Genomic DNA, 16,859 nt, shown 5'->3' on the forward strand with positions numbered 1-16,859 from the left:
GGGAAGCGTGAGGAGGCGGGCAGGTGGCGTCGAGGGAGTCCATTTCCGCCGGGCTCGGCATGCCGGAGGCCGCAGCCGCGATCTACCTGTCCCTGCTGGAGCTGCCGACCGCGACCACCGCGGACCTCGCGGTCGCCTGCGGTCTCGACGCCGACGACACCATCGCCAACCTCACGTGGCTGCGCGACCACGGTCTCGTGCTGCGAGCCAAGGCCATGGCACTCACCGGGATTCCCGACCGGTGGTCAGCCGCCGAACCCGACCATGCCCTCCGCGACCTCGTTCGTGCCCGCGAACGCACGCTGCACGACGTCCGCACCGCGCTTCCCAACCTGCAGGACCGCTTCCGCCAGGCGCACCGCGACTCCGGGGTCGGGCAGGTCACCGAGTACGTGCAGGGGTGGGAGAACGTCGGCGCGCGCTACCACCAGATCCTCCGGGACGCGACCGAGGAGGTCGCGCTGCTGGACCACCGCCCGTACACGCCGGGCCCCGCCCCGACGGAGGAGTCGATCCTGAGCCGAGGCATCCGGTTCCGGGTGATGTGCGACCCCGTCGACCTTCCCCAGCAGCTGGCGGACGAGTTCGCCGCGCTGCGGGGTCTGGAGGCCCGCCTGCATCCGGACGTGCCGTTTCGTGGGATCATCGCCGATCGAAAGATCGCGGTGATCATGATGGACCGCGAGCCGCAGAACGTGTCCGCGATCGTGCTGCGTCCGTCGCCCCTGCTCGACGGGCTTGTCCTGCTCTTCGACGCGTGCTGGAGCCGGGCGGTGCCACTCGGCGCGGACGCGGTCACCCTGGAGGGGCAGGCACTCCAGGTGCTCAAGCTGCTGGCGGCGGGGCTCAAGGACGAGGCGATCGCCCGACAGCTGAACACAACCACCCGCACCGTCCGGCGCCGGGTCCAGGAAGTGCTGACAGCCCTGCACGTCAAGTCCAGGTTCCATGCCGGCGTCGAGGCCAGTCGACGCGGCTGGGTCTGATCCCGTCTCGGTGCCGACCGCCGACATCAACGTCGGCTGCTCCGGGCCCGATGCCGGCGTACCGCGTCGCGGTTGGCGCACCGCGGTGAGCAGTAGCGCTGCCGGCCGGTCCGGGACAGGTCGGCGTAGATCGTCCGGCAGCCGTCCAGGGCGCATCGGCCCAGCCGGTCCATGCCGCGGCTGGTCAGGTGCAGGGCGGTGCCGACGCTGATCAGGGCGCGGAGCACTGCCGACAACGGCACGCCGTCGTCCCGGTAGTGCAAGTGCCAGCGCCCGTCCGCATGGTTGGTGAGCCGGGGGTACGTCGACGCGCTGGCCAGCATCCGGTTGAGCAGCACCGCCCGCTCGTCCGCCGAGGTGGCGTCCACGATCTCGGACCACTCCTCGACGAGGCGGAGGGCGACCGCGAGGTCGTCGTCGCGTACCGGCATGTCCATCACCACCCCGGCCGCCTGGCATCGGCGGGCGAGTTCCGGCACCGAACGGGGCGGCTGGTTGGCCAGGTCAACGGCCAGCCGTACCGGATCGGCGCCGTAAGGGTTGAGATGCATAAGGCCATTACAGCAGGCTGTGGTCATGAGCGACAGCGACGGGCACGTCTGGCGAACCCGGTCCCGGCACCGGACGAGCGAGGGGACTGTGTACTACCAGTCCTGCCACTGCGGGCTGTGGCGGATCCGTGCCGGCCGACAGGCCGGAATCCCGGTCGAGACCCGGCCGCTGTCGACGTACCGCCCGCGTCGCTGAGTCCGGTCCGGCAACGGGATGCCCCACCCCGTTGCGACGTTGGATGGCTGGAACCCCGCAGAAGTTTCGTCAGGTGTCTGGTGATCCCACCCCGAGCTGACAGCTACGGTCGGGTGGCCGGCAGTGAGATCGGTGAATGAAGGCGGCGGCGGTCGTCAGACCGAGCACGCCTCACTCACGTCGACACGAGCCGGGTCGAACTACCGACTGTGGCGGGCGGCCCGGGCCCTTCGGGATCGCCAGCTGACGATAGAAGGGACTCTTGATGGCGCGACGAAAGCTGCGCCCGCGGGCGGCCGGCCTCACCGCCGTGTCCGCCGCGGTGACGCTGGCTCTCTCGGCAGGGGTTGCGGGACCGGCCGCGGCCAGCCCGGATGAGGTCGGGCCGGTCTTTGTCGACGGGCAGGCTCAGATCGTCCCGGAGTTTGCGAACTCCAGCAGCTGGATCCGGCAGCGGTTGTGGGTGGAGACCGAGTTCGACTCCGACGGCGACGGCAAGCTCGATCGCATGCACGTGGACGTCACCAGGCCGGCGCAGACCGAGCAGGGGTTGAAGGTGCCGGTTGTCTACGAGAGCAGCCCTTACTACGCCGGTACGGCGTCCAGCCAGTCGCAGTACTTCTGGAACGTGCGCCACGAGCTCGGTGCGCAACCACCAGCCCGGCTCTCACCGCCACCGATCGCCCACCAGCCGGGTCGGACCTCGGTGTCCACCAGCGAGGTCAACACCTGGGTGCCGCGCGGGTTCGCCGTGGTCCACTCCGATTCTCCGGGTACCGGGCTGTCGCAGGGCTGCCCGACGGTCGGGGCACCCAACGAGTCGCTGGCGCCGAAGGCGGTGATCGACTGGTTGAACGGCCGCGCGAAGGGCTACACCAGCGTCAACGGGGATCAGGAGGTCTCGGCGACCGGTTGGGCGACCGGCAAGGTCGGCATGACCGGTACGTCTTACAACGGCACTCTGCCGCTCGCCGCCGCGACCACCGGTGTCGACGGTCTTGAGGCGATCATCCCGATCGCGCCGAACACCTCGTACTACCACTACTACCGCTCCAACGGGCTGGTCCGGAATCCCGGCGGTTGGGTCGGCGAGGACATCGACTACCTGTTCGACTACATCAACAGCGGCTATCCGGAGCGCCGGGCGTACTGCATCGACACGATCCGGGTCGGCGAGATGAACCGCTACCAGGACCGGGCGAACGGCGACTACAACGACTTCTGGGCCGGTCGGGACTATCTCCACGCCGTCGGGACCGTCAAGGCCGCCACTCTGATGGCGCACGGGTTCAACGACTGGAACGTGGTGCCCGAGCACAGCGTGCGGATCCTCGAGGCGCTGAAGGCACAGGGGACGCCGGTGCAGGCGTACTACCACCAGGGCGGACACGGCGGTGCCCCGCCGCTGGACATGCGCAACCGGTGGTTCACCCGCTACCTGTACGGGGTCCAGAACGGTGTCGAGAACGACGCCCGGGCCTGGGTGGTGCGTAACGAGACCGGCGCCAGCCAGCTCACCCCGTACGCGGACTACCCCAACCCGGCCGCGGCGCCGGTCACCATGGTGCTGAAGCCCGGCGGTAGCACCACCGGCGAGCTGACCTCGTTGGCTCGGCCCGGCAAGGGTGTGGAGTCGTTGGTCGATGCCGGCAACACCGCGTGCAATGCCGGCGCCCTGGCCACCACGGTGTCCGACCATCGGCTGCTCTACGTGACGCCGGAACTCACCGCGCCGGTGCACATCTCCGGTACGGCGGAGGTGACGCTCCGGATGAGCGCGAGCAAGCCGGCAGCCAACCTGTCGGTGGCGCTGGTGCGGCTGCCGTGGACCGGCGGATCGGGTTGCGAGTCGAGCACCCGGGGGACCACGACGAGCATCATCACCCGTGGCTGGGCGGACCCGCAGAACCGCCACTCGCTCACCCGGAGCGAGCCGCTCGTGCCCGGAGAGTTCGTCGACGTGACCGTGCCGCTGCAGCCGGACGACCAGGTCATCCCGGCCGGCTACCGGATCGGCCTGATGGTCTTCTCCACCGACCACGAGTTCACGCTGCACCCGGCCCCAGGCACCGTGCTCAACGTCGACCTGGCCGCGACGGCGCTGCGGCTGCCCGTGGTCGGCGGCCCGCTGGCGATGCCGGTCTGCGCGAGCACCGACGCCCGGACGACGGTGGTCGTCGGCGGCGTCGACAGCGGGGTGCCCAACCACCCGCTGGCTGGCAACTGCACCATCAACGACCACCTCCTCGATGGGGAGCAGTGGTCGAACCACGGCCAGTTCGTGACCCATGTCAACCAGGTGGTGGACCAGTTGGTCGCGGCTGGGGTGGTCACGTCGGGGCAGCGTGGGTCCATTGTGTCGGCGGCAGCCAGGTCGCGCATCGGCAGGTGACGAAGTAGCACTTCGGTGGGCGCCGCACGTTTCGTTGGACGGCCGGCGCCCACGGAAGGTCTGTCAGGTGTCCGGTGATTCCTGATCGGTGCCGGAAGCAGCTTCCGGTGGCCGTACGGGATCGCCGGCGGATTGAAGGTGAGGTGGACAGCCAGTGAGACTCAAGGTCGCGATCCTCGCGGCGCTCGCCATGGTGGCCGGCCTGCTGACCGGCGCCGGACCGGCGAGCGGCGCCCCGGCGGACGGCCCGCCGATGCCGCTGCCCAGCCCGAAGGTGCATCCGATACAGGTCACCGGACGCGCCGCCGAGCGGCTGAATCTGATCATTCTCGGTGACGGCTACCAGTGGGACCAGCAGAGCCTGTTCCTGAAGGACGTGGACCGCAACCTGGCCATCATGTGGGCCACGGAACCGTTCCGGACCTACCGCGACTACATCAACGTGTACGCGGTGGAGATCGCCTCGATCGACTACGGCGTCCGGTGCGACCCGGATGGCCGGGTACGCCACCCGGACGGCACGACCCGGGACACCGGCCAGCGTGAGGGCCCGATCGACGCCAAGAACACCGCGCTGCGCATGATCTTCCAGAACGGCTGCAACGATCCCCTGTCGCGCGGCACCGTCTACGGCGGTGCGCCGGTGAACTGCGCGAGCTATGCCGCCTACTACCCGGCCGGGGTCAACCCGTGCGAGACCGGCGCCCAGGCGCACAACCGGATCATCGACACCTACGTGGCGCCGGTGCTGGGCATCCCCCGTACCGCGCAGAACGTGCAGACTTTGGCGATCTTCAACACGTTCACGTACGGCGGGATCGGCGGTACCAACGCGACGACGTCCGGCGGCTCCCCGCAGGGCCCGCTGATCTCGTTGCACGAGATCGGCCACTCGCTCGGCACGCTGGCCGACGAGTACCCGTACTCCTCGCGGGACGTGGTGCGGCCCTGCTACACCGGCGGTGAGCCCAGCAGCTTCCACCACACGATCTACAGCGATCCGCAGAAGATGGTCGAGGATCAGCAGAAGTGGTGGCGCTGGGTCGGCGAGGAGAGCCGGTCCGGTGGCACGATCGGGGTGCACGAGGGCGGCGGCACGTACCCGTGCGGGCAGCGCCGGCCGAGTGAGCACTCGATGATGCGCTGGATCGGGTTCGACTTCGACCAGATCGGCCTCGAGCACATGGTCGCCAGGGTGACCGGGATGCGCAACTCCGGGCAGATGAACGTCCGGCACACCCCACTGGGCACGGTGGCGTCCGACAGCGTGCTGTGGGTCGAGCCCGGGCAGCCGCGTTACCACGAGCTCCAGGTCACCTGGCGGATCGGCGGCCCGAACGGCACCGTGCTCGACACGCACAACAGCCGCGACCTCGACCTCGGCGAGCTGGACCTGCCCGCGGGGACCGTGGTGCATGTCGAGGTGCGTGACCCGGTGGGGCCGGAGGGCATCGACTGGGTCCGCAACCCGTCGACCGGCAACACGGCCACCAACTCTGGCTACAACGGGGCGCGGTTCGTGCAGACCCGGCAGTGGACGGTGGGTGACACCAAGGTGGCACCGTCGTCGCCGGCCGCGACCATCACCGGCTCCACGCCGAACACCCAGCCGGTCGCCGGCGACGAGGTGGTCTACGTGCGGACCAACCACCCGAACGACCGGATCCTCGACGTGACCTGGTCGCTCGACGGCAAGGCGCTGCCGAACCCGCACAACAGCCGCAACCTCGACCTCAGCGCGTTGAAACTGGCGGCGGGCACCCACCGGCTGGCCGCGGTGGTGACCGACCCGGCCGATCCGGGTGGGGTCTCCGACCGGATCGAATGGGCCGTCGACAACGCGCGGCCGAGCGCTCCGCGCACCCTGTCGACGCCGCTGACCCGGCTCGCGGACAGCATGGAGCACCCGGTGTACTTCAACGGTTGGGACATGTGGCTGGAGCCGCAGGACGACCACACCGGCTACGCCGAGGACCGTTACGTCGTTGGCCAGCTCCGGCTGAACAAGGACGGCTGGTTCAACTACTTCGGGTTCCCCGAGCAGCCGATGCCCGAGTCGCCGTTCCAGTTCCGCCACTCGGGCACGAACATCAAGGCCCTGACGTACGGCAACCTCGGCACCGGCGGCCTGTCGAAGGCGGCCTTCGAACAGACTCTGCCGGACGACCACCCGGGCGGCGGGTTCGTGCCGGGCTTCGGCACGCACCTGGTCGAGCACCGCGCCATCGACGCGGCCGGCAACGTCGGCGAGCCGAGCGCGTACCGGGCCACCGTGCTGCCCGGCTCGTCGCCGGACTGCACGAGGACGCTGACCGGCCAGCAGCCGCGGGTCGTGGTCAGCGAGGGCGTGACCTGCCTCAAGGGTGCCCAGGTGGCCGGTGGGGTGTCGGTGCGTCCGGGCGCTTCGCTGGTGGTCAGCGACAGCTCGATCGACGGAGGGTTGACCTCGACGGGCGCCGCGGCGGTGCAGTTGTTCGGCAGCACGGTGAACGGGCCCGCCCGGATCACCGGAGCCACCCGGGACGTGACGATCGCCGGCAGCACCTTCAACGGCTCGCTGACCCTGTCGGACAACGTCCAGGTGACCGCCAACGACCGGTTCAGCCGGCTGGCCGGCGCGTACGGGCCGATCCTGGTCGGTAGCCGAATCAACGGATCGCTGAGCTGCACGGGCAACAGTGCGGCGGTGAAGGACTTCGGCGCACCGAACACGGTCGACGGCGCCAAGGGCGGTGACTGCGCCGCCCTGTAGTGCGCGGCAACGGCAACGAGCGGTGGGTCGGCAACCGGCCCACCGCTCGGTTGCCCCATCGCTGCCCGTCGCGCCCGGCAGCCGGGTGCAATGTTACTGGGATGAGCAGCCGCTCCCGCCGCAGCCCCCTCTATGCGGTTTCCTCGGCGGCGGCTAGGATCAGTGCAATGGCACACCTTACTGGGGGATGTTGATGGCGTCTGGGCGGCTCGGTACCGAGCGCGGCCGGCAGGAGCGGGCGGCTCGATGACCGTTACGGCGAGCTACACCATCCCCGGCATGCGCGTCCGCGATCACGTCTCCGAGGTGCCGCTGGACTGGTCCGACCCGGCGCGCGGCGCCATCCAGCTCTTCGCTCGTGAGATCGTCGATCCGGTACGGGCCGGCGAGGACCTGCCGTGCCTGGTCTACCTGCAGGGCGGACCCGGCGGGAAGGGCCCGCGCCCGCTCGACCGCTCCGGCTGGCTCGGCCAGGCACTGCGCGACCACCGCGTCGTCCTGGTGGACCAGCGTGGCACCGGCCGCAGCACCCGCATCGACGGCCGCCGGATGAGCGGGTTCGCGACCGCTGCGGACGCCGCCGACTTTCTCGCCTGCTTCCGGGCCGACGCGATCGTCGCCGACCACGAGCACCTGCGGAAGACCGTCTTCGGTGGCCGCCGCTGGTCCACCCTCGGGCAGTCGTACGGCGGCTTCATCACGCTGACCTACCTGTCGAAGGCCCCGGAAGGCCTGAGCGCCTGCTATGTCACCGGCGGCCTGCCCAGCCTCGACCCGTCGGCCGCCGAGGTCTACCGGCGCACCTATCCTCGCGTCGAGGCGAAGAACCGGCAGTTCTACCGGCGGTACCCGCACCAGGTGGCGCAGGCCGGCCGGATCGCCGACCGGCTGGCCCAGGGTGAGGTGCTGCTGCCCGACGGCGACGTGCTCACCGTACGGCGGTTGCAGTCCCTCGGCATCGACCTCGGCATGAAGCCCGGATACGAGCGCATGCACTGGCTGCTCGACGAGGCATTCTCGGGAGACGAGCTGTCGGCGACGTTTCTGCAGCAGGTGCTGGAGCGGACTGCCTACCGCGACAACCCGCTGTTCGCGGCCCTGCAGGAGAGCATCTACGGACACGGCCCCGCCGCCACCGGCTGGGCGGCGCAGGCCGAACGGGCGCGGCATCCGCAGTTTGCCGAGGAGGCCAGGCCGTTGCTGTTCACCGGCGAGATGATCTATCCCTGGATGTTCGAGGAGATCGCCGAGCTGCGGCCGTTCCGCGGCGCCGTCGAGCTGCTGGCCGCCCGGGAGGAGTGGCCGCAGCTCTACGACCTCGACCGGCTGGCCGGCAACGAGATCCCGGTGGCGGCCGCCGTCTACCACGACGACATGTACGTCGACGCCGGACTGCAACTGGACACCGCCGCCCGGGTCGGCAACGTCCAGACCTGGGTCACCAACGAGTACGAACACGACGGCGTCCGTGCGGACGGCAGGGTCTTCGCCCGGCTGACCGAGCTGGTCCGCGAACAAGGGGGAGGAGTCACCGATGCGTGACGGCAGGCCGCCGAAGCTGGCCGAGATCGCGACGTTCACCCAGTACATGAACACGGGTTGGGGCGTACCGGATCGCACCCCGCCGGTCGTGCCCGGCGCCGCCGAGGCGGCCGCCACTCATCGGGCCCGGCTGGCCCAGGCGCTTCCCGGCCGCACGATCGTGCTCGCCGCGGGAGAGGCGCCCGTGCGCAGCAACGACACGACGTACGACTTCCGTCCGGACAGCGACTTCGTCTGGGTGACCGGCTGCGGAATCGAGAACGCCGTCGTGGTGCTGCGCGACGGCGACGCCACGCTCTACCTGCCGCCGCCCGCCCGACCCGGCGAACCCGGCTTCTTCACCGACGCCAGGTACGGCGAGCTGTGGGTCGGGGCCGCTCCGGGACTGGCCGACTGGGCGCGGGCGCTGGGCGTCGAGGTCCTGCCGCTCGCCGAGCTCACCGAGGACGTGACCCGGGACGAGGAGGTGGGCCGGACCCTCGCCGAACTGCGCATGTACAAGGACGAGTGGGAGATCGGGCAGCTCCGCGAGGCCGTGGACCGCACGGTCGAGGGCTTCGCCGCGGTCGTCCGCGAGGTCCCCACCGCGATCGCCGGGCCGGGGGAACGGTGGCTGCAGGGCACCTTCGACCGGTACGCCCGGGCGTACGGCAACGGCCCCGGCTACGCCACGATCGTCGGCAGTGGCTCGCACGCGCCCACCCTGCACTGGGTGCGCTGCGACGGCCCGGTGCTGCCGGACGAGCTGCTCCTGCTCGACATGGGCGTCGAGGTCAGGAGCTGTTACACCGCCGACGTCACCCGCACGCTCCCCGCCTCCGGCCGCTTCTCTCCCGTCCAGCGGCAGGTGCACGACCTGGTGGAACGGGCCCACCGGGCCGGGCTGGCGGCGGTAGGCCCCGGCCGCCCGTTCACCGATTTCCATCACGCGGCGATGGAGGTGATCGCGCGGGGACTGGCGGACTGGGGACTGTTGCCGGTCTCCGTGGACGAGGCACTCTCCGACAGCGGCCAGCACCACCGGCGCTATCTGGTGTGCGGCATCGGCCATCACCTGGGGCTGGACGTGCACGACTGCGGCCGGGCCGCACCGGAGGCCTATCAGGGCGCGGTCATGGCACCCGGCATGGTGCTCACCGTCGAGCCCGGGCTGTACTTCCACGCGCACGACCTGACCGTGCCGCCGGAGCTGCGCGGGATCGGCGTGCGCATCGAGGACGACCTCCTGGTCACGCCGGACGGCGGGGAGGTGCTGTCCCGCGCGTTGCCGCTGGACGCCGGCGGGCTGGAGAAGTGGATGGCAGCGCAAACCATGTCCGGCACTGCGATACGACCCGAGGAGGACCCAGCATGACCACCCCCGCCAGGCCGTGGCGTGGCGTTCACGTCGCGACCGCACTGCCCTTCCATGACGACCTCTCCGTCGACTACGACGCGTTCGCCGAGCACGTCCGGTTCCTCGCAGCCGGCGGCTGCGACGGGGTGACGCCCAACGGCTCGCTCGGCGAATACCAGACGCTGACCCCGGAGGAACGGGCGAAGGTCGTCGAGGTGGCCGTCCAGGCCGCCCCCACCGGGTTCGGCGTCATGCCCGGCGTCGCCGCCTACGGCGCGCTCGAGGCCCGCCGCTGGGCCGAGCAGGCGGCCGCAGCCGGGGCCACCTCCGTCCTGCTGCTGCCGCCGAACGCCTACCGCGCCGATCGCGGGGCCGTCGTCGCGCACTACCGCGAGGTCGCCCGGGCCGGGCTGCCGGTCGTCGCCTACAACAACCCCATCGACACCAAGGTCGACCTGACCCCCACGCTGCTCGCCGAACTGTTCCACGAGGGCCTGATCGTCGGCGTGAAGGAGTTCACCGGCGACGTCCGCCGGGCGTACGAGATCGCCGAGCTGGCACCCGGCCTGGACGTCCTGGTCGGCGCGGACGACGTGCTGCTCGAACTGGGCCTCGCCGGAGCCGTCGGCTGGATCGCCGGCTACCCGAACATGATCCCGGAGACCACCGTGGAGCTCTACCGGTTGGCCACCTCGGGCGACCCTGCCGACCTCGCCAAGGCGCTGCCGGTCTACCGCGACCTGCACCGGTTGCTGCGCTGGGACTCCAAGACCGAGTTCGTCCAATCGATCAAGCTGTCGATGGACGTCTCCGGCCGCAAGGGCGGTGTCTGCCGCCCGCCGCGACTGCCACTGGCGCCCGAGATTGCCGCGAGGATCATCGCCGACACCGAGGCCGTCCTGGGCAAGGGCTACCGATGAGATCCCGCCGCACGTTCCACGCCGTCGACTCGCACACCGAGGGCATGCCCACCCGGGTCGTCGTCGGCGGCATGGGCACCATCCCCGGGGCGACCATGGCCGAGCGCAGGCTGTGGTTCATGGAGCACAGCGACGACATCCGCACCCTGCTGATGTACGAGCCGCGCGGCCACGCCGCGATGAGCGGCGCGATCCTGCAGCCGCCGACCCGTCCCGACGCCGACTACGGCGTGCTCTTCATCGAGGTCACCGGGCTGCTGCCGATGTGCGGCCACGGCACCATCGGGGTCGCGACCGTGCTCGTGGAGACCGGGATGGTGCCCGTGGTCGAGCCGGTGACCACGATCAGGCTCGACACCCCCGCCGGGCTGGTCGTCGCCTCCGTGGCGGTGCGCAACGGCGCGGCGGAGTCGGTCACCATCCAGAACGTCCCGTCGTTCTCCTACGCGCTGGACCGGAAGGTGGCGGTGCCGGGCTTCGGCGACGTCGCGTACGACATGGCCTTCGGCGGCAACTTCTACGCGATCGTCGATCTAGCGGACCTGGGGCTGCCCTTCGACCGGTCCCGCGGCGGCGACCTGCTCGCCGCCGGTATGGCGATCATGGAAGCGGTGAACGAGCAGGACCGGCCGGTCCACCCCGAGCGCCACGACATCAACGGCTGCCACCATGTGTATCTGAAGGCCCCCGGCTCGACCGCCGCCTGGTCCCGGCACGCCATGGCCATCCACCCCGGCTGGTTCGACCGTTCCCCCTGCGGCACCGGCACGAGCGCCCGGATGGCCCAGCTGCACGCGCGCGGCGAACTGGGCATCGGTGAGGACTTCGTCAACGAGTCGTTCATCGGCACCCGCTTCACCGGCCGGCTGCTCGAGGAGACCACGGTCGGGTCGCTGCCCGCCGTGCTGCCGTCGATCACCGGGCGGGCGTGGATCACCGCAACCTCGCAGTTCCACCTCGACCCCACCGACCCGTTTCCCGCGGGATTCCTGCTGTGAGCCCGGCGCCCGTCCCGGAACTGCCCGGCGTCGGCCGCAGGGAAAACCTCCGCGACCGGACCCGGGAGGCCCTGCGCGCCGCGATCATCTCCGGCAAGCTGGAGCCCGGCGTGGTCTACTCGGCGCCCGCGCTGGGCGCGCAGCTCGGCGTCTCGCCCACCCCGGTACGGGAGGCCATGCTCGATCTGGTGAAGGGGGGCCTGGTCGTCCCCCACCCGAACAAGGGCTTCCGGATCACCGAGATGTCCGAGGAGGACCTCGACAACCTGGCCGCCGTGCGGCTGCTCATCGAGCCGCCGACCGTGCGGGACGTCGTGGCGGTGATCCCGAAGGAGGACATCCCCGAACTGCGGACGCTCGCGCAGGCCATCGTCGACGCGGCGGAGCAGGGCGACCTGGTCGGCTACATCGAGGCCGACCACGTCTTCCACCTGACCCTGCTCGGCTACAGCCGCAACCGGTACCTGGTGGACGTCGTCGCCGACCTGCGCTCGCAGACCCGGCTGCTCGGCCTGACCCCGCTGCTGAAGAGCGGCAGGCTGGGCCGCTCGGCTGCCGAGCACCACGAGCTCCTGGACTTCATCGAGGCCCGCGACCCGTCCGGGGCCGAGCTGCTGATGCACCGGCACATCAGGCACGTGCGAGGCCTGTGGGCAGGTGGCGCCAAGGACGCGCCGGGACAGAGCGAATGATCAGCGCAGCGCCGCCGCGTCTCCGGGCGGCGGCATGACCGCGGACCTGGTGGTCGTCGGGGCCGGCGTCGTGGGCGCCGCGAGCGCATACTTCGCGTCGCTGGCGGGGGTGCGGGTGGTCGTCGTCGATCGCGGCGCGATCGCCGGGGGCACCTCCAGCGCCGGCGAAGGCAACCTGCTGGTGTCCGACAAGGAGGCCGGCCCCGAGCTCGACCTGGCGTTGTACTCCCAGCGGGTCTGGCGCGAGGAGCTCGCGGAACACGCCCACCTGTGGGAGTTCGAGGCCAAGGGGGGCCTGGTCGTCGCGGCGTCGGAGCAGAGTGTCGCATCGCTGCGCGCGCTCGCCGTCCAGCAGCGACAAAGCGGTGTCGAGGTCCGTGACGTCACACGGACCGAACTGCGCGACTACGAACCGCATCTTTCCCCGGAACTCGTCGGGGGCGCCTTCTACCCGCAGGACGCCCAGGTTCAGCCGATGCTGGTCGCGGCGCACCTGCTGCGGCTGGCCCGCGAGCGCGGCGCGCAGGTGCGTACACGCACCGAGGTGACGGGGTTCCTGCGCGCCGGCACCCGGGTGACGGGCGTGCAGACCACCGACGGCGACATCCCCGCCGGGGCGGTGCTCAACGCCTCCGGCACGTGGGCCGGCGACCTCGCGGACCTCGCCGGGGTACGCGTCCCCGTGCTGCCCCGGCGCGGCTTCGTCCTGGTCACCCAGCCGATGCCGCCCCGGACGATCCGCCACAAGGTGTACGCCGCCGAATACGTCGGCGACGTGGCCAGCTCCGACGCGGCCCTGCAGACCTCGCCCGTCGTCGAGGGAACCGCCGGCGGCACCATCCTCATCGGCGCGTCCCGGGAGCGGGTCGGTTTCGACCGGACCGTGTCCGGCACCGCGATCGGCACCCTCGCCGCCAAGGCCATCGCACTGTTTCCGATCCTTCGGGAGGTCCGCGCGATGCGCACGTACCTCGGCTTCCGCCCGTACTGTCCCGACCATCTGCCGGTCATCGGTCCCGACCCCCGCGCGCCCGGCCTCTGGCATGCCTGCGGCCACGAGGGCGCCGGTGTCGGTCTGTCCGCCGGGACCGGCAGGCTGATCGCCCAGGCGTTCGTGGGGGAGCGGCCCGACCTGGACCTCACGCCGTTCGCGCCGGACCGATTCGGCGACGCCGAGGAGGTGCTCCGATGACCCATCAGATGACCTTCCGTGGCGCCACCGTGGCGGCGGAGCCCGGCCAGAGCGTCGCCGCCGCACTGGTCGCCGCCGGCATCCTTGACTGGCGCACCACCCGCAAGGGCGGCCGGCCACGGGGACTGTTCTGCGGCATCGGGGTCTGCTTCGACTGCCTGATCACTGTCGACGGCGTCCCCGACCAGCGCGCCTGCCTGGTCACCGCCGCCGACGGCATGCGCCTCGGCGACGACGCCGAGACCGGCGCGGCCCCCGAGGACGTCGGCGACGGGAGGAACGGCGATGCCGCACGTGCCTGACGTCGCCGTGGTCGGCGCGGGCCCGGCCGGGCTCGCCGCCGCCGTCCAGGCCGCCGAGGCCGGGCTCGGCGTCGCCCTGATCGACACCGCCGGACAGCCGGGCGGGCAGTACTGGCGGCACTACGACGAGAACCACGCCCGCCCCGACGATGCCGCCGGTCACCATGGCTGGCCGGCCTTCACCCGGCTGCGGGACCGGATGTACGCCCTCCGCGCGGCCGGCCGGATCCGCTACCTCCCCGGCCACCAGGCCTGGCTCATCACCCGGGAGGAAAGCGGCGCGTTCACCCTCCGGATGACGGCCACCACGGCCGCGGCCGGCGGGACGGACCGTACGCTCATCGCGCGGACGCTGATCCTGTGTCCCGGGGGATACGACCGGCAGCTGCCCCTCCCCGGCTGGGACCTGCCCGGCGTGATGACCGCCGGGGGAGTGCAGGCCCTGCTCAAGGGGCAGCGCACCCCGGCGGGACGGCGAGTGGTTGTCGCCGGCACCGGCCCGTTCCTGCTGCCCGTGGCCACCGGCCTCGCCCGGGCCGGGGTGACCGTCGCGGCCGTTGTCGAGGCCAACGGAACGCTCGGTTGGCTGCGCCACCCGGTCGGCGCGATCTCCGCGCCCGGCAAGGGCGTCGAGGCACTGCAGTACGCGGCGCTCGTGGCCCGCCACCGCATCCCGTACCGGACGAGGACCGTGATCCGGGAGATCCTCGGTACGGACCGGGTCGAGGCGGTGCGGATCGCGCGGGTGGACCGCGACGGCCGCCCGGCCGGCCCGGACGAGGAGATGCCCGCCGACGTCGTGGCGCTCGGTTGGGGCTTCACCCCATCGCTCGAACTGCCGCTCATGCTCGGCGCGGAGACCGCGCAGGACGTTGACGGATCGCTCGTCGTGGCCGTCGACGACCGCCAGCGCAGCAGCGTCGAGGGGCTGTACGTCGCCGGCGAGGCGACCGGCGTGGGCGGCGCGGCCCTGGCCGTCCACGAGGGACGGCTGAGCGCGTTGGCCCTCGCCGCCGAACTGGGTCGTCCGGCCGGTCCGGCCGCGATGAGGCGGCTGCGCCGCGCCGTCCGGCGGGGGCGGCGGTTCGCCGCCGCCATGCACCGGACCTATCCCGTGCCGCGCGCGTGGCCGCAGTGGCTGTCGGAGACGACGCCGGTCTGCCGCTGCGAGGAGGTCTCGTACGGTGACCTGCGCCGGGCGCACGACGACCTCGGTGCGGAGGACGCGCGCACGCTGAAGATGTTCGCCCGGCCGGGGATGGGCTGGTGTCAGGGTCGGGTGTGCGGCTTCGCCACCGCCGGGATCGCGGCCTGTCTGAGCGGGCGCGAGACCACGCCGGAGGACCTGCGCAGCCTGGCCACCCGCAGCTTGGCGGTGCCGGTGCCCCTGGGGGAACTCGCCGCCCTGGCCGAAGGCACGACGCCCGTCGAGGCGACCGGGACGGAATGGAGAGGACGAGACGGTGACTGACGTGCTGAGCACCAACCCGCGTACCGGCCAGCCGCTGGGACGCGTCGCGACCGAGTCGACGGCGAGCGACGTGGACGAGGCGGTGCGGGCCGCCGCCGCAGCCGCCCCGGCCCTGAGGGACCGCGCCGCGCGGGCCGACCTGCTCCGCACGGCCGCCGCGCTCCTGGAGAAGAACGGTGAGGAGATCGTCTCGGCCGCCGATGCCGAGTCGGCGCTCGGCCGGGTACGGCTCACCGGCGAGCTCGCCCGCACGTGCTACCAGCTTCGCGCCTTCGGGGACGTGGTCGAAGCCGGCGCCTACCTGGACGTGGTCATCGACCATGCCGACCCGCAGGCGGAGCCCGCACCCCGCCCAGATTTGCGGCGCTACCAGGTGCCGCTGGGCGTGGTCGCGGTCTTCGCCGCGAGCAACTTCCCGCTGGCCTTCAGCGTGCCCGGCGGCGACACCGCGAGCGCGCTGGCCGCGGGATGCCCGGTCGTGGTCAAGGCACACCCGGACCATCCGGCCACCTCCGTCCTGTGCGCCCGGATCCTCCGCTCCGCGGCGGCCGAGGTCGGGCTGCCCGAGGACGTCGTCCGCCTGGTCCACGGCTTCGAGGCGGGGCCGGAACTAGTCCGCCACCCACTGACCGCGGCCGTCGGGTTCACCGGGTCGGTGCGCGGCGGCCGTGCGTTGTTCGACATCGCGTCCTCCCGGCCGCGGCCGATCCCGTTCCACGGCGAGCTGGGCAGCCTCAACCCGGTCGTGGTGACCGTGCGGGCCGCCGAGACCAGAGCGGACGAGATCGGGGCGGGGCTGGCCGCCTCATACACCCAGGGCCTCGGCCAGTTCTGCGTCAAGCCCGGTCTCGTCCTCCTCTCCGAGGGACCGGCCGGTGACGCCGTCGTCCAGGCGGTCGCCGCGGCGGCCGTACCGTCCGGACCGCTGCTGGACCCGCGCATGCGCGCCGCGTTCCTCGACGGCGTCCGCTCCCGTGCCGCGCTCCCCGGCGTGGCCGAACCGCTCCGGGCGGGGGAAGCCGGCGATGACGCCGCGCCGCTGGCCGTCCGGCCGGGCCTGCTGACCGTCGCCGCGTCGCGGCTGGTCGAGGGCGGGCCGTACCGGGAACTGCTGGAGGAATGCTTCGGGCCGGTCACCGTGCTGGTCCGCTACGGCTCGACGGTCGAGCGGGACGCCGTGCTCGGCGCCCTGCCGGGCAACCTCACCGCCACCGTGCACCTGGCCGCAGACGAGCGGGACGGCGCGGCGGCGGAACTGGTCGCCGGCCTGAGCGAGATCGCGGGGCGGGTCGTCGTGGACGGCTGGCCCACCGGGGTGACCGTCGCCCCGGCCATGCATCACGGCGGTCCCTACCCCGCCTCCACCAGCGGCTCGACCTCGGTGGGCAGCAGCGCGATCGAGCGGTGGCTGCGCCCGGTCTGCTACCAGAACACCCCCGACCCGTTGCTCCCACCGGAGCTGCGCGAGGCCAACCCGCTCGGCCTTCCCCGCACGGTCGACGGTGTCGGCATGACCGCATAGCGGCTCA

14 protein-coding genes are annotated in these 16,859 nt (G+C 71.9%); 13 read left to right on the forward strand and 1 reads right to left on the reverse strand.

The genetic code is table 11. From position 1 onward, the window contains the following. The first annotated feature begins 23 nt into the window (after positions 1-23). On the forward strand, positions 24-986 hold the full coding sequence (locus tag ACY34I_RS27355; protein ID WP_462757898.1) for a LuxR C-terminal-related transcriptional regulator: 963 nt from the start codon (positions 24-26) through the stop codon (positions 984-986). 26 nt (positions 987-1,012) lie between these two features. Here ACY34I_RS27355 and ACY34I_RS27360 read toward each other — a convergent pair whose 3' ends face one another. Beyond that, a complete protein-coding gene (locus ACY34I_RS27360; protein WP_462757899.1) occupies positions 1,013-1,537 on the reverse strand; it encodes a CGNR zinc finger domain-containing protein in 525 nt (174 codons plus the stop codon). A 25-nt stretch (positions 1,538-1,562) separates the two neighbouring features. On the opposite strand from ACY34I_RS27360, the gene ACY34I_RS27365 reads away from it, so the two are divergent. The 12 genes from ACY34I_RS27365 (at position 1,563) to ACY34I_RS27420 (ending at position 16,852) form a co-directional block, all read left to right on the forward strand. Beyond that, the gene (locus ACY34I_RS27365; protein ID WP_462757900.1) at positions 1,563-1,733 is read left to right on the forward strand and encodes a hypothetical protein; all 171 of its coding nucleotides are present in this window, start codon (positions 1,563-1,565) and stop codon (positions 1,731-1,733) included. Between the two features lie 265 nt (positions 1,734-1,998). Further along, the gene (locus tag ACY34I_RS27370) at positions 1,999-4,125 is read left to right on the forward strand and encodes a Xaa-Pro dipeptidyl-peptidase (protein ID WP_462757901.1); all 2,127 of its coding nucleotides are present in this window, start codon (positions 1,999-2,001) and stop codon (positions 4,123-4,125) included. Between the two features lie 154 nt (positions 4,126-4,279). Further along, positions 4,280-6,877 (forward strand): M64 family metallopeptidase, encoded by a 2,598-nt coding sequence (locus ACY34I_RS27375; protein ID WP_462757902.1) that lies wholly within the window; start codon positions 4,280-4,282, stop codon positions 6,875-6,877. 246 nt (positions 6,878-7,123) lie between these two features. After that, the gene (locus tag ACY34I_RS27380) at positions 7,124-8,419 is read left to right on the forward strand and encodes an alpha/beta fold hydrolase (protein ID WP_462757903.1); all 1,296 of its coding nucleotides are present in this window, start codon (positions 7,124-7,126) and stop codon (positions 8,417-8,419) included. Beyond that, complete coding sequence (locus ACY34I_RS27385) at positions 8,412-9,773, forward strand: aminopeptidase P family protein (protein ID WP_462757904.1); 1,362 nt, start codon at positions 8,412-8,414, stop codon at positions 9,771-9,773. Before ACY34I_RS27380 ends, ACY34I_RS27385 begins: the two co-directional genes overlap by 8 nt. Beyond that, positions 9,770-10,675 carry a dihydrodipicolinate synthase family protein gene (locus ACY34I_RS27390; RefSeq protein ID WP_462757905.1) on the forward strand — a complete coding sequence of 302 codons (906 nt, stop codon included), beginning with the start codon at positions 9,770-9,772 and terminating at the stop codon, positions 10,673-10,675. The genes ACY34I_RS27385 and ACY34I_RS27390 overlap by 4 nt, the downstream gene beginning before the upstream one ends. After that, on the forward strand, positions 10,672-11,673 hold the full coding sequence (locus ACY34I_RS27395; RefSeq protein ID WP_462757906.1) for a proline racemase family protein: 1,002 nt from the start codon (positions 10,672-10,674) through the stop codon (positions 11,671-11,673). Before ACY34I_RS27390 ends, ACY34I_RS27395 begins: the two co-directional genes overlap by 4 nt. Further along, complete coding sequence (locus ACY34I_RS27400) at positions 11,670-12,365, forward strand: GntR family transcriptional regulator (RefSeq protein WP_462757907.1); 696 nt, start codon at positions 11,670-11,672, stop codon at positions 12,363-12,365. Before ACY34I_RS27395 ends, ACY34I_RS27400 begins: the two co-directional genes overlap by 4 nt. Before the next feature lie 34 nt (positions 12,366-12,399). Further along, positions 12,400-13,557: an NAD(P)/FAD-dependent oxidoreductase gene (locus ACY34I_RS27405; protein ID WP_462757908.1), complete on the forward strand. Its 1,158-nt coding sequence runs from the start codon at positions 12,400-12,402 to the stop codon at positions 13,555-13,557. Next, positions 13,554-13,859 (forward strand): (2Fe-2S)-binding protein, encoded by a 306-nt coding sequence (locus ACY34I_RS27410; protein WP_462757909.1) that lies wholly within the window; start codon positions 13,554-13,556, stop codon positions 13,857-13,859. The genes ACY34I_RS27405 and ACY34I_RS27410 overlap by 4 nt, the downstream gene beginning before the upstream one ends. After that, positions 13,843-15,330 (forward strand): FAD-dependent oxidoreductase, encoded by a 1,488-nt coding sequence (locus ACY34I_RS27415; RefSeq protein ID WP_462757910.1) that lies wholly within the window; start codon positions 13,843-13,845, stop codon positions 15,328-15,330. The genes ACY34I_RS27410 and ACY34I_RS27415 overlap by 17 nt, the downstream gene beginning before the upstream one ends. Next, on the forward strand, positions 15,323-16,852 hold the full coding sequence (locus tag ACY34I_RS27420; protein WP_462757911.1) for an aldehyde dehydrogenase (NADP(+)): 1,530 nt from the start codon (positions 15,323-15,325) through the stop codon (positions 16,850-16,852). Before ACY34I_RS27415 ends, ACY34I_RS27420 begins: the two co-directional genes overlap by 8 nt. The last annotated feature ends 7 nt before the right edge of the window (positions 16,853-16,859 follow it).

Source organism: Micromonospora sp. RTBAU3-60, from assembly GCF_054963695.1.

Bases quoted from the DNA above. Each gene is read 5' to 3' on its own strand.
- ACY34I_RS27360 (WP_462757899.1), bottom strand. From the start codon at position 1,537: ATGCATCTCAACCCTTACGGCGCCGATCCGGTACGGCTGGCCGTTGAC.
- ACY34I_RS27365 (WP_462757900.1), top strand. From the start codon at position 1,563: ATGAGCGACAGCGACGGGCACGTCTGGCGAACCCGGTCCCGGCACCGG.
- ACY34I_RS27370 (WP_462757901.1), top strand. From the start codon at position 1,999: ATGGCGCGACGAAAGCTGCGCCCGCGGGCGGCCGGCCTCACCGCCGTG.
- ACY34I_RS27380 (WP_462757903.1), top strand. From the start codon at position 7,124: ATGACCGTTACGGCGAGCTACACCATCCCCGGCATGCGCGTCCGCGAT.
- ACY34I_RS27385 (WP_462757904.1), top strand. From the start codon at position 8,412: ATGCGTGACGGCAGGCCGCCGAAGCTGGCCGAGATCGCGACGTTCACC.
- ACY34I_RS27390 (WP_462757905.1), top strand. From the start codon at position 9,770: ATGACCACCCCCGCCAGGCCGTGGCGTGGCGTTCACGTCGCGACCGCA.
- ACY34I_RS27395 (WP_462757906.1), top strand. From the start codon at position 10,672: ATGAGATCCCGCCGCACGTTCCACGCCGTCGACTCGCACACCGAGGGC.
- ACY34I_RS27405 (WP_462757908.1), top strand. From the start codon at position 12,400: ATGACCGCGGACCTGGTGGTCGTCGGGGCCGGCGTCGTGGGCGCCGCG.
- ACY34I_RS27410 (WP_462757909.1), top strand. From the start codon at position 13,554: ATGACCCATCAGATGACCTTCCGTGGCGCCACCGTGGCGGCGGAGCCC.
- ACY34I_RS27415 (WP_462757910.1), top strand. From the start codon at position 13,843: ATGCCGCACGTGCCTGACGTCGCCGTGGTCGGCGCGGGCCCGGCCGGG.